This window comes from Microbacterium sp. NPDC019599 (genome assembly GCF_040632175.1).
Classification (GTDB): Bacteria; Actinomycetota; Actinomycetes; order Actinomycetales; family Microbacteriaceae; genus Microbacterium.
In genome coordinates this window covers 218,083-231,199 of the sequence record NZ_JBEYBL010000007.1, presented here as the reverse complement: position 1 = coordinate 231,199, position 13,117 = coordinate 218,083, and the positions used below count along the sequence as shown (strand labels likewise).

7 protein-coding genes and 1 tRNA gene are annotated in these 13,117 nt (G+C 68.1%); 1 reads left to right on the top strand and 7 read right to left on the bottom strand.

What is annotated here, in order from left to right; translation table 11 throughout:
* Nucleotides 1-37: 37 nt before the first annotated feature.
* The 3 genes from ABZ477_RS13770 to ABZ477_RS13760 all read right to left on the bottom strand — a co-directional run bounded on the left by ABZ477_RS13770 (nt 38) and on the right by ABZ477_RS13760 (nt 3,966).
* Nucleotides 38-123: transfer RNA gene (locus ABZ477_RS13770), tRNA-Ser, on the bottom strand.
* Nucleotides 124-367: 244 nt separating this feature from the next.
* Nucleotides 368-2,401, bottom strand: coding sequence for a hypothetical protein (locus ABZ477_RS13765; protein WP_360133921.1), 2,034 nt, complete (start codon nt 2,399-2,401; stop codon nt 368-370).
* A 32-nt stretch (nt 2,402-2,433) separates the two neighbouring features.
* Nucleotides 2,434-3,966 carry an MFS transporter gene (locus ABZ477_RS13760; RefSeq protein ID WP_360133918.1) on the bottom strand — a complete coding sequence of 511 codons (1,533 nt, stop codon included), beginning with the start codon at nt 3,964-3,966 and terminating at the stop codon, nt 2,434-2,436.
* A gap of 81 nt (nt 3,967-4,047) precedes the next feature.
* On the opposite strand from ABZ477_RS13760, the gene ABZ477_RS13755 reads away from it, so the two are divergent.
* Nucleotides 4,048-4,794 (top strand): TetR/AcrR family transcriptional regulator, encoded by a 747-nt coding sequence (locus tag ABZ477_RS13755; RefSeq protein WP_360133915.1) that lies wholly within the window; start codon nt 4,048-4,050, stop codon nt 4,792-4,794.
* A gap of 127 nt (nt 4,795-4,921) precedes the next feature.
* On the opposite strand, the gene ABZ477_RS13750 is transcribed toward ABZ477_RS13755, so the two are convergent.
* From ABZ477_RS13750 to ABZ477_RS13735, 4 genes are all read right to left on the bottom strand, one after another.
* Nucleotides 4,922-7,324, bottom strand: coding sequence for a glycoside hydrolase family 3 N-terminal domain-containing protein (locus ABZ477_RS13750; protein WP_360133912.1), 2,403 nt, complete (start codon nt 7,322-7,324; stop codon nt 4,922-4,924).
* Entirely contained in the window at nt 7,314-8,606 is a 1,293-nt protein-coding gene (locus tag ABZ477_RS13745; RefSeq protein WP_360133909.1) for an MFS transporter, read from the bottom strand. Before ABZ477_RS13745 ends, ABZ477_RS13750 begins: the two co-directional genes overlap by 11 nt.
* Nucleotides 8,607-8,748: 142 nt before the next feature.
* The gene (locus ABZ477_RS13740) at nt 8,749-10,260 is read right to left on the bottom strand and encodes a family 43 glycosylhydrolase (RefSeq protein ID WP_360133906.1); all 1,512 of its coding nucleotides are present in this window, start codon (nt 10,258-10,260) and stop codon (nt 8,749-8,751) included.
* Nucleotides 10,253-13,108: a family 78 glycoside hydrolase catalytic domain gene (locus tag ABZ477_RS13735; RefSeq protein ID WP_360133903.1), complete on the bottom strand. Its 2,856-nt coding sequence runs from the start codon at nt 13,106-13,108 to the stop codon at nt 10,253-10,255. The genes ABZ477_RS13740 and ABZ477_RS13735 overlap by 8 nt, the downstream gene beginning before the upstream one ends.
* Between the last annotated feature and the right edge of the window lie 9 nt (nt 13,109-13,117).

Here is a 13,117-nt window from a genome sequence, read left to right as displayed (position 1 = left end):
AACACGAAAACCCCTGATTTATCAGGGGTTTTCTTCGCGGAGACGGTGGGATTTGAACCCACGGCGGGCTTGCGCCCGCTCCACCTTAGCAGGGTCGCTCTTCAGCCATCACAGTCGGATTCCCGCACTTCCGGGGCGCACTTCGCACTCGAAACACAGCATCCTCAAGCCGGCCGGTACACGCTCAGTACACACAAACCGGCTGATGACGGCGGCGGCAAGGCAGCCGCCTGGTCCACAGCCAAGACCTCCACTCGACGGGAATGCGCGTCAAGGAAATCGTGCCATGAGGGGTTAGGCGGACGAAGCGCCGACGATCCCGGTGTCAGCTCGCGCGTTCCGAAGCACGAGCCGGGCCACCGGGAGGTCAATGTACGACCACGCGCACGCGCGCGAGGTTGTCGACACGAGCGAACGGCGTCGTGGGGTCGCCGTGCTGCTGCGATGTGGCCCTCACCGTGACGAAGTGCGTTCCAACGCTGTGGAAGGCGTGGCGCACCTCTTGCCGCACCGACGAGCGCGGGTCGACGCTTCCCCCGAGCGCGAAGGTGCCGCTGTCATCGAGGTCCCAGCGCAGCTCTACGATTCGGCCGTCCGCACCCGGCGCCGACGCCACGGTCCGAAGCAGCACCTCCTCGCCGACCGCGACCTCGACCCGCGAGCCGTCGCCGACCGTGAGCGTGGTGACAGGCTGCACTCCGCCCGGGTTCACGGCGTCGGTCAGCACGACCTGGCCATCGGTGACCTCGTACCGACTCGACGGCGCGGGCGCGATCCCGTCCTCCGCCCAGGCCGCGACCTGGCGCAACGCCTGGTGGACGACACCCAGGTAGGAGACGGTGTGAGTCGGGAGCTCCTGCCCCTCGACGTCAGCATGCAGCGCCTTGTCCACGATCCACACCCGGAGCTGCTCGTCGGTCTCGGCACCGAGATGCTCCCGCACCTTGCCGGCGTACCAGTCAGCCTGCCAGGGGAATGCTTCACGGTCGTGGCCGGCTTCGACGACGATCATCTTGCCTGCGATGTCGCCGGACTGAAGCGTGCCCGATGCGCCGCGCGCCATAAGGGGGCCGACCAGCACCGGGCGCTGCGGGTAGAGCGGGACGCCCTCCTCGTCGCGGAACTGGTCCCACACCGAGAACTCGGGATCGGGCACCTGGTGGCGATGGTAGGTCTGTGCCGCGAGAAAGTTGCTGTTGTCGATCTCAACCCGATCTCCCGCACCGACGTGTTGCAGGAACGGGCTGAGCTCGGGGAAGTCCACGAGCGCGACGTCTCCAATCACGTTCTGGATCAGGGCGATGGACCCCTCGGCCTCACCCGACGCGATGCGCAGCTCGGCATTCATCGGCTCGACCGTCGGGGGCACGGACAGGCGCAGTGCGACGACGACATCGCCGCCCTGCTCTGGCCCCTTGAATGCTTCGTCCACTCCCCCGGCGGGACCGACCGGAGCGTCGATCAGACCGGAGGCGACAGCATCCCGTCGCCTCACGACCTCGACGACCGTCGTCGCGTGCCGTACGCGATCGCGGTGGACAGAGGATGCGGGGTCGGCTCCGAGGTAGCCGAGCATCGTCCAGAAGTCGTCGAAGTAGGTCGGGTCTATCGCCTTGAGGGAGGTGTACAGCACGCCGAACGCCTGCGTCCCCATCGTGCGATGCCCGACCCATGCGGGGGGCGGGAATCCCATCCGGGTCACTTCCTGAAGCGCAGCAAACTGCTCGGCGCTCAGCCCTTCGCCCACTTCGCGCTCAGACCCCGGCTCGACCTGGTCGACGATGTCGTCCAGCACGTCGCGGAGCACGCGCATGGCGTGCATGCGGACGGTGAAGACGTTCGGGATGGCGACGGGGCTGCCGATGACATGCGGCACGAATCCGTCCCAGACGCCGCGTGTGTTCTCGGCGCATGCGATCGTGCGGAACCCGCCGCCCGAGCCGCCGTATGCGTAGCCGTATGTGCGGTGCGGCCCGTAGACCGCCTGCGCGACGACCTTCGCGAACGCAGCCGACGCGGCGTTGGCTCGATAGGCGCCGATCGTCGGATCGACGCCGAACTGCGGCTTCGAGAGGTCGATCGCCCCGCCGCCGTTGGTCTCGACGAAGAAGGCGCCGGACGAGAACGCGAAGCCGATCTTGTCCTCCGCGCCCGTCAGCCCGGGCGCCAGGTGCTCGCTCTCCGGGACGGGGGTGATGTGCTGGAAGAACCGGCCCTCGTAGCCGTCAGCGGGAAGGTAGAAGGAGAACCGGTTCTCGGTCCCTTCGAACCCTCCATGGATGTAGCGGTGGGGTAGCGGCGTGGCGCGCTCCTCGTCGGCGTCGATGTAGGGGCGAGCGTAGAGCTCGTCATCGGTCGTGAAAGCGGTCGCGCACTCGAGCGCGGTGGAGGTGTTCGTCATTCAGCTGTCTTTCGTGAGGGATGCCGAAGCGGTCAGAGTTCGTCGTCGCCGTGGTGGGGGTCGCGGGGCAGCAGCGGCGCACCGCTCTCCTCGCGGACGATCCGGACGGCTTCCGTGCCGCTGTGGGGCGCGCCGGGGATGATCTCGGCTTCCGCGGCGATTTCCCGTCGCGCGAGTACCTCTGCGCTGATCGCCTTGATGCGGTGCTCGAGCCGGTGGTAGTAGAGCGCGATGAAGCCAACCACGACGGCGAAGATGGCGGGGATCCAGCTGTTGACGGCGACGATGCCGCCGATCGCACCCGGGCTCTGCGTGTCGGCGCCGCCGTCGTAGCCCGTCGTCGCCAGCACGACCCCCGTCAGTCCGGCGGCAATCGCGGCGCCGACGGTGCTCGAGAACGAGAACAGGGCGCCGCCGACGCTCTCCAGGCGCCGGTGCCCCTTCCATTCGTTGTAGGTGGCGTTGTCGATCACCAGGATCGGCGACAGGAAGTTCACGGGCAGCGATGCCAGCGCTGTCAGCACCGAGGACACCATGATCAGCGGGATGTTGTCGCCCGCGACCATCATGACGAGGAATCCGGCAGCGCCGATGAAGCTCGAGACGGCGATCATCCGCGAGACCGAGAACCGCCGGATGAGCGCCGGGAAGAAGAACATGAGCGGGATCAGTGCGACGAACGAGACTGAGACGACGCCCTGCAGGGCGAGATCGCCGACGATGTAGCGGAAGTAGTAGGCACCCGCCGTGAAGGTCGCGTAGATGCCGACGACGACCGACATGCTGGACAGCACCCAGATGTACGGGTTCGTGCGCAGCACCAGCAGGATGTCGCGAAGTCGGACCCGCTCGGCGTGGATCTCTGCGGCATCCGACGACTCGCGGAAGGTCCAGAACCTCACGAGGCCGATCAGGGTGAACGGGATCGCGACGCAGATCGCCACGAAGGACCATGCGGCCGGGTCCTTGCCGGCGGCGCCGATCGCGATCGGCATCCCGACCGTGATCACGATCGCGGCGAGGACCGTGACGATGCCCGTCTTGGCGGCGACGTCGCTGTAGTGGGCTCGCTTGGGGAACACCCGCGCCGTGTAGAGCGGGTTGTTGGCGTTGTAGAGGGGCATGAAAAGGGCCGTCAGCAGCACGTACGACGTGAAGATCCACGCGTACTTCGCCACATCGCCGAGGCCTCCCGGCACCGAGAACATGCACGCGGTCGCCGCCCAGCAGAGGATGATGACGAGGTCGAACGGCCTTGCCTTGCCGAGCTTCGTCTCGGGCGCGCGGTCGATCACGTACCCGGCGAACAGCGCGCCGATCGCGTCGATGATCTTGGCTGCGACGAGAAGTCCTCCGACGAGGGCCGGGTTCAGCCGCAGCGTGTCGGTCGCGTAAATCGTGAAATAGCCGATCAGGACGATGAGCGCGTTCATCGAGAACGCGTGCGTCGACCACGGGATCATGCGCCAGATCGACACGCGATCCGTGCGCTTTCCCGCCTTCGCGAGCGCACGATCCTGCTTCACGGTCTCCTCGCCGGGCGGTGCTTCGTTGACAGACACCATCGTTCTCTCTTCTCTGAGCTGGTGCGACGACATCGTCGTCCCAATCGGGGTCAATCTCGAGTAAACCCCAACTTTCATGCCTTGTCCAGTCCCAATCGACCACACCTGGCAGACAGGCATCCCAGTAAGCTGGGTCCGGCGCAAGATTCACTTTTCGGTGGCGGGAGAACTGCGATGACGGATGCCGGGCTCAAAGGCCGAAAGCGCGGCCCGTACGCACCGACGCTCAAGCGGCGCCGACACATCGCGGCCGCCGTCCTGGACCTCGTCGACGAGGTCGGTCCCGAGTCGGTGACGACGATCCAGGTCGCCGAGAAGTCCGGTACGCCGGAGACGACAGTGCTGTACCACTACCCGACGAAGGACGACATGCTTGTCGCCGCTCTCGAGTTGGCGGACGAGCTGGGAGCGGCCAATGCCCACGTCGATGATCCGGAGATTCGCCTGGATCTGGAAGAGTTCGCCCGTTCCTACAGGTCGCCGTCATCGGAGGACCCGCGGTTCCGACTCAGTCAGCTGGTCCGTGGGCTTGCCGCGACTCCCGGGACGAGTGCTGCTGAGTACGTGCATCGCCGCACCCACCGGCAGATCGAGATCTTCACCCGGATGTTCGAGCAGCGCAAACGGGATGGGCTCGCACATCCCGATGTGGACGCCGGGGACCTCGCTCGCCAGGTGATCGCGCTGTGGGAGGGCCTAGAGCTCCTGTTCGCCGGCGACCTCGGCGCCGACAGCGGTCGACTGCTCACTGACGCGATCCGCAGGCTCAGCGGTGAGAACTGGATGGAGCTTCGTCGCGCGATCGGGGACGCCGGCCGCGGCTTCTGAACCACGCTCGTCACAGGGCGATGTGGACGGTCCTCAATCGTTCCGATGCGACCACGATCTCCGCCCCGCTCTCATCGAGAGCCTCACCCACCAGTTGAACTTCGTGGCAACCACGTGGATCTCTTCCTCAAACCTGCTTCGTCGCGCTGTGCGACAGGAACTCCCGCTTCGAGCTCTCGAGAACACGGCGGGGCCCCGTCACCCGGAATGTCGTCTCGCTGGGGCGGGTCTCAGCGTCGAAGCCAACCCAGGCGTCGACGGTCGAGGGCTCGACGACGAACTCGCCTCCGATGTCCGTATAGCCCAGTTGCGCAGCCGCCAACGTGAACGTCACCTGCTGCGATTCTCCGGGGGCGAGCTCGATCCGCGCAAAGCCGGCGAGCTGCTGGGCGGGGCGAGTCGCTCCGGCGGTGTTGACCCTGACGTAGAGCTGCGCGACGGTGGCGCCCGCGCGTTCACCCGAATTGGTGACCGTCGCCGCGACACGCACTTGCCCGTCCGTGGTCATATCGGCATCCGCCGTCAAGCCGGACAGAGCAAAGGATGTGTAGCTCAGGCCGTGGCCGAACGAGTACAGGGGCGTCGCCGGCATGTCGAGGTAGTGGCGGTCGACGTCGGGCGGGAGTGGGTTGCGGTATCCGGTGCCGTAGCGCTGGTGATGGTAGACGGGGATCTGGCCGGAGTGGCGAGGGATGCTGTACGGCAGCCTTCCGCTGGGGTTCACTTCTCCGAACAGCACGTCGGCGACGGCCGCCGGTCCGAACGGTCCGCCGTACGCGGAGACCACGATCGCCGCAGCATCCTGAACCACCTGTGGAAGCGCGTAGGCGCGCCCCTGCACGAGCACGACCACGAGCGGCTTTCCCGTCGCCGCAACAGCCTCGGCCACCCGCGTCTGTGCCGCAGGCAGCGAGATGTCGACGGAGTCGCTCGCCTCGCCCTCAGTGCGCTCGCCATTGAACCAGAGGCTGGCGCCGCCCAGGGCGAGCACGACGACATCCGACTCCTCGGCGGCGGCGACTGCGTCGGCGATCGCATCTTCACCGAGATCACGGGTCAGGGCGCTCCCCTGCGCGACACGGACGTGCACGGCATGCCGGCCGATCGCGTCGACGAGGGAGCTCGCGTCGAGGCGGTCACGGACGAAATCCTCGATGGGCATCGATGCAAAGAGGCTGTTGTTCCACGCCGCCATGCCCGGGTCGATCCCGACCATGTTCCCCATGCCCCCGCCGGACATGAATGTCGTCATGTCCCGGAAGGCGGGATAGCTGTACGTGGGGAACTGGAGCTTCACCGCGTCGGCGTGCGGGCCGATGACAGCAACCCGCGTCGTGTCCGATCCAAGTGGGAGCACTCCGTCGTTCTTCACCAGCACGACCGACCGCTCGGCGAGCTGGCGGGACAGTCCCCGCCCCTCAGCCGCGACCTCGTCGAGGTCGATCCGCTCGGCGGGGTACGGGTTCTCGAACAGCCCGAGCCGGAACTTCGCGGTCAGGATGCGGCGAACCGACCGGTCGACATGTGAGATGTCAGCACGCCCGGCCTGGACCTCCTCGACGAGCGCCTCACCGTAGCCGTACGGGATCGGGAACTCCGTGTCGAGGCCTGCAGCGATTGTGAGGCGGGCGGCATCTCCCGGGGTGGCGGCTGCGCGCTGGCGGGTGACGATGTGCTCGAGCGTCATGTAGTCGCTTGAGACGAACCCGTCGAAGCCGATCGTGTCACGCAGGAGGGTAGTGAGGATGTCGGGGTTCGCGGCGGCGGGTACGGCATCGACGTCGCTGTACGAGTTCATCACGGATTGCAGGCCGGCGAGGTGGATAGCCGCTTCGAACGGGTAGGCGAACAGGTCTCGCGTGCGTCGGGGGCCGCCCTCGTACGACGAGAGGTTCATACCGCCGGTGGGCAGGCTGTAGCCGACGAAGTGCTTGGCGGTCGCGATGGCGCCCTCGCGGAGGTCATCGCCTTGCAGGCCGCGAGTGTAGGCGACGCTGAGCGCGGCTGCGAGGTAGGGATCCTCACCGTAGGTCTCGTGGACTCGGCCCCACCGTGGGTCGAGGGCGACATCCATGTTGGGTGACAGCGCCTGGCGGACGCCGACCCGCTTCAGCTGCTGACGGATGGTGTCAGCCATGTCCCGTACGAGGTCGGGACTCCAGGCCGCCGCGAGTCCGATCGGTGTCGGGAATACCATGTGCCCGCCGGCGAGCACCCCGTTCAGCGCCTCGATGTGCACCAGAAGCGGGATGCCCAGACGGGTGCCTTCGATCGCTGTGCGCTGCAGGTCTCCCACGATGCGTGCCATCGTCACGGGGTCGTCGACCCCGAAGTTGCAGATGTGGCCAGGGCCTTTGGCGAGCCACTCAGCACGCTCCGTCGGCGCGCTGCCGTCGGCGAGGACGAGGTACCACGGCGGCACCGAGACGAGTTGGTGGGCCTTCTCCCGCAGGGTCATCTGTGCGAGGAGGAGGTCGGCGCGCTCGGCGGGGTCGAGGTTCTGGTCGAGGTGTCGGGTCTCAGTGGACATCGTGGATCTTCTGTCGTGTTGAGGGAGTCGGTGGTGAGAGGAGAAGGGCGCACAGCCCGGCGGCGGTGAGGGCGGCGGCGATCCAGGGCAGCGCGGGAAGCCCCAGGCCGCTGACGACGAGGCCGCCGATGACGGCTCCGCCTCCGATCGCGATGTTGAAGGCCGTTGTCTGCATCGCCGCCGCCGTCACACGCTGATGCGGGGCTGCCACGCGCATCATGCGCGTCTGGAGCAGCATCGGCACCACGGCGAAACACATGGCCTGCGCGACGGCGACGGGAACCAGCGCGCCCAGTCCCGCTCGTGCGGCGAAGGGAAAGCACGCCATGAGGAACGCGACGGCCGTGGTCGAAACCACCAGGGTTCCGTTCGGGAAGGCGTCCGCGAGCCGTCCGACCAGTGTGACGGCGACGAGCGCGGCGACTCCGGTTGCGAGCAGGTAGAGGGGGACCGCGGGCTCGGGAAGCGTCGCGATCTCTGTGAGCCAGACGACCGAGTAGGTCCCCACGGTCGTCTGCCCGATGACCACCAGCAGGATGATCACGCACACCAGGACGATTGCCGACGTCGAGGACGCCGGGGCTCGCCCATCGCCTCCGACCAGCCGATGGGCACGGGGGCCTGGTGCGAAGTGCGCGGTCGAGTGAACCGGTGGGAGCAAGACCACGACGAGGGCGACGACGACGAGCCCGACCGCGGCGATGGCTGCGAACGCGGTCCGCCAGCCGAATGCTTGTCCGAGGGCGTTGCCGATCGGGATGCCGAGGATGCTCGCGAGCGATCCGCCCGTCGCGGTGATCGCCATGGCGCGGCCGAGCTGAGTGGGCGGGACGAGATCGGCGGCATAGGCAGCTGCGACGGCCCAGAAGAGGCCGTGCGCCGCTCCGCCGAGCACGCGCGACGCGACCAGCACCTCGAACGTCGGGGCAAGCGCGGCCAAGCACCCCGCGATGCAGATGATCGCGAGAGCGACGACTGCGAGAGTCTTGCGCGCGACGCGGCGAGTTGCGGCGGCGAGGGGGGCCGTCGCGACGATCACTGCGGCGGCGAACACAGTGATCAGCTGGCCGACCTCGGCAACAGGGCGGTCGAACGTCGACGAGATGTCGGGAATCAGCCCGCCCGGCAGGAACTCGGTGGTCATCGACACGAAGATGGCCGAGGCGAGGATGACGAGTCCGGTGCGCGGGACCCGTCCGTCGGGGCGGCTGGGCGAATGGTGCCGCCCGCGTGATGGGCGGGCACGGCGGATAAGAGGAGGGATCGGGGCGTGGCGAATCATCGCGTGGCGCCTTCTCATACCCTTGCGCGCTGCCGGGACTCCCGGGCGCATCGACGCCGCGAACGGTGGGGAGTCCCAGGCTAAGCGTGCATGCGCCACTCCGCTCGGCCGGCGGCGGCTATTGCGCAACATCGGCGAGGCCTCACGACGGCCTGGGCAGGTAGGACAGCGAGATGATCCGCCCGTCGAGCGTGGGGCACGCGACAGCCAGCATCCGGCCGGTGAATCCCGCCGCGACTTCGGTGGAGAAGTATCGCCCATCGAGGCGCGCGAGCTCGACGGAGCCGTCATCGGCGCCGACCGAGAGCGCAATGTCATCGGGCCCGGCGTACCCGAAGGGCACGGGTGCGGACTGCGGGCTCTTGGCTTCGAGACGGAGGGTGAATCGGCCCGCCTCGAGGGGCATGGAGCCGACCTCCTGACAGACATCGCCGATCTGGACCACGACGCGTACTCGACCCTGCTCCGCGATCACGGCGCACCAATGGCGGTCGTCCAGACGAAGTCGAATCTCCCCCGACTTCTCGAACTCGGCGTCGGCGGTCCAGGCGAAGTCTCGCACACGCGTGCACAGGAGGTCGGAGGATGCGCCCGCTCCGGCGAAGGACAGACCGCCAAGGGGATGCCGCGTGATGATGACGTCCGGCTCCGCACCTGGAACGACCCATCGTGGGTCGAGTTCCGGTGTCGTGAAGTCGTCGTTGAATCCGGTCGAGGACTCCGGAACCTCGAATCGGCCTTCGTCGACAACGGGCCACCCGTCGATCCAGTCCACGCCCGCGAGGAACGTCTCCCGGCCGAGCACGTGGAAGCCCGGTGTTGAGCCGCGAGGACGAGACCCGAGGTAGACCATCGCCCACGTGTCATCCGGCGCCTGAACGAGGTCGGCGTGCCCGACACTCTGTACCGGATGGACGGTGCTGCGGTGGGTGAGCACCGGATTCCACGGGCACGGCTCGAACGGTCCTCGCGGGCTCCTGCTGCGCGCCGCCGTCACGCAGTGGCCACGTTCCGTCCCGCCTTCGGCGAGCAGAATGTACCAGTAGTCGCCGATCTTGTAGAGGTGCGGGCCTTCGGCCGCCGGCATCCCGCTGCCCTGCCACACCGGGTAGTGCGGCTCGAGGAGCTGGCCGGTCACCAGATCGATCGGGGCCTGGCGGATCGCCTGGCCTCCGACCGTGAAGTCGAGCAGGTGCCAGGTGAGGTAGCAGGTGCCGTCGTCGTCCCAGCAGAGGTCGGGGTCGATGCCGATCGCCTCCGGCACGAAGACCGGCTCGCTCCACGGACCGCTCGGGTCTTCGGCGTGGACGATGAGCTGCCCGGACTCGAAGTCGCTCACGTTCGTCGTGATGAACCAGAATCGCCCGTCCCGGTGCCGCAGCGTCGAACCGTAGATGCCGGTCGAGGGTCCCGTCGTGCCGCGGCGGAACTGGCTGCGCCGGGTGAGGATGTTGCCGAGCTGGGTCCAGGTGACCAGGTCTCGGCTGTGGAGGATGGGCGCCCCCGGAAAGTACTCGAAGCTCGAATTGGCGAGGTAGTAGTCGTCGCCGACTCGGCAGATGGTGGGGTCGGGATGGAAGCCGGGGAGGATCGGCTGGAACTCTCCGTTGCGCCCGCTGATCCCCGTGGTCGAGACCGCGGTGGACTCAGACATGTCCGGCTCCGATCCGATCGCGGACAGCCTCGCCCTGGCCGGGGTGGGAGGTCGAGCCGATCGCGGCGGAGATGATGCTCGCGAGTTCGCGCTTCACGGACTCGGCCGGCCAGATCCTGGTCCAGACGGCGTCGGCGATCTCTTCGACGGGCCTGTCGAAGAAGGGGGCGAGCAGCTGTGCCAGCCGGGTCTCGGACTCCGCGAGCCGGTTGTCCACGCAGAAGTCGGCGAGGATTTCCCAGGCTCGTGAGTCGTCGACGAGGTCGCGGACGGTGTGGACGGGTTTCGGCTGCTCGGCCGGTTCGCCGATCTGCCAGCGGTGACGGCCGTGCCCGACGGTCACGACGCCGGAGTCCCAGGGCAGCGTCACTTCGGCTCGGGCCCCGACGGGAATCTCGGCGTCGAGCGTGAGCACACCGTCTGCGCGTCGCCACGACACGGACGCGTCTCCGTAGGGTGTCGTGTGGCGTGTCGAGCAGTGGGTGAGCTGTGCGGGGACGATCGGTGCGATGGCGAGGGTGCGGTACCCGGCGTCCCCGGCTGCGAGTCCGGCGACGCGCCGGTGCATCCAGTCCGCGACGCTCCCGAGCGCGTAGTGGTTGAAGGAGGTCATGCCGTTGGAGTTGATCGTGCCGTCGGGGAGCAGGCTGTCCCAGCGTTCCCAGATCGTGGTCGCTCCTACGGTGATCGGGTACAGCCACGACGGGGCCTCGGTCTGCAGGAGCAGCCGCATCGCGAGGTCCGGATAGCCCGCGTCCGTGAGGGCGTCGCAGATGAGGGGCGTGCCCACGAATCCCGTGGAGATATGGAACGCGCTGGCGCGCACGAGGTCGGCCAGGCGTGCACCTGCCATCGTCCGCTGGTGCGCGTCGGGCAGGAGGTCCCACTCCAGTGCCATCGCGTAGACGGTTTGCGCGTCGGAGGCGATGCGGCCGGACGGGGCCACGAACTCTCTGTTGAATGCGGCGCGGACTCGCTGCGCAAGATCCGCGTAGCGGATCGCGGTCGCATCGTCGCCCAGGACCTCGGCCGCTTCCGCGACGATCTCCGCCGAACGGGCGAAGTGCGCCGTGGCGACGACATCGGGATCGGACTTCGCGTTGAACGGGTCGTCGGCCGGAGCGGTGGGGTCGAGCCAGTCACCGTACTGGATGCCGCCGCGCCAGATGAGGTCGGCGCCTGCGACGGAGGCGACGTGATCGACCCACGCGCGCATGCTCGGCAGCTGCCGTTCCAAGATGCCGCGGTCGCCGGTGCGCTGCCACAGCACCCACGGGACGACCGTCGCCGCGTCTCCCCACGCGGCGGTGGCGATCGACGTGAGCTCGGTGCGCAGGATGTCGGGCACGACGTGCGGCACCCTTCCCGCCGGATCCTGCTCGGCGGCGAGGTCCGCGAGCCAGGACGTGAGGAACCCGGAGCTGTCGAACAGGTAGCTCGCGGTCGGCGAGAAGACCTGGATGTCTCCCGTCCAGCCGAGTCGCTCGTCCCGCTGCGGGCAGTCGGTCGGCACATCGAGGAAGTTGCCGCGCATCCCCCAGACGACATTGCTGTGCAGCTGGTCGAGGAGCTCGTCGCTCGAGTCGAACCACCCCGTCCTGGGAAAGTCGCTGCCGATCACGACCGCTTCGACGTCGTCCCGTTCTACCTCGTCGACCCCGGAGATCTCGGCGAAGCGGAACCCGTGAAAGGTGAAGCACGGCTCGAGAACCTCATCCCCCGAGCCGGTCAGATAGTAGGTGTCGGTCGCTTTCGCGCTGCGCAGCGGCCCGATGCCGAGTTCGCCGTCATCGAGCACCTCCGCGTGCCGGACGACGACCTCCTGGCCGGGCCCCGCTGAGCGAGCCCTCAGCCGCACCCAGCCGACGAGGTTCTGGCCGAAGTCCACGAGGAGCTTCCCGCTCGGCGACCGCTGGATGCTGCGCGCAGCGATCCGGTCGGTGACGCGCATCGGCGGCCCGTCCTCGCCGACGAGGATGCCGAGATCCGCCTCGATCGCCTGCACCGCGTGATCGAACGGTGCGTCGGCTGGGATTCTGAGGTCGGTGGTCTGCCCGTCGTAGATCTCGTCCACGAGGATTCCGGACGCGCGGGCGCGCCATGAGGCGTCCGAGGCGAGCACGTGGACCGCGCCATCCTCGGTCGTGACCTCGAGCTGGCCCAGGAACGCGAGCCGGTCGCCGTAGTGGGCGCGCTCGCCCAGGAACCCGAAGCGTCCGCGCCACCAGCCATTCCCGAGAGTCACGGTGACCTGATTCTCGCCCTGCCGGATCAGTGAGGTGACGTCGTAGGACCGGTAGCGGAGGCGGTGCTCGTAGGACGTCCAGCCCGGGGCGAGCACGGTGTCGTCAACCGGCCGGCCATTCACGCGGGCGGAGAAGACTCCGTGTGCGGTTGCGAACAGCCGCGCACTCACCACCCGACCGGGCACGTCGATCGTGCCGCGCAGCTCGGGCGCCGCCTGCCGGAGTCCGCCGATGCCGACCGGGCTGATGAATCGCGCCTGCCAGTCCTCGCTCGAGAAGAGTCCGGCCTCGGCCTCAGCGGGCTCGCTCCAAGGGCTCCAGTCCTCGCCCCTGACGCGCACCCGGACGTGGACCGACTCGCGCGCTTCGAGCGGCGCCGACGGCCAGGGGACGAGCACCTGGTCTGCCGACTCGACGACCCATCGTTCCCGGTCGTCGTCGCCTCGCACGACCTCGATCTCATACGCCGTCTGCTCATAATCCGCGTCTGCTCGCGCGACCGTCCAGCTCAGCCGCGGCCGGGGCGTCGTCAGGCCGAGGGCTGGCCCGGGGTCGGTGCGGTGCTCGAATCGGGGCGCGGTCGGTGGCGAGATCAAGGTCATGAGAGTCCT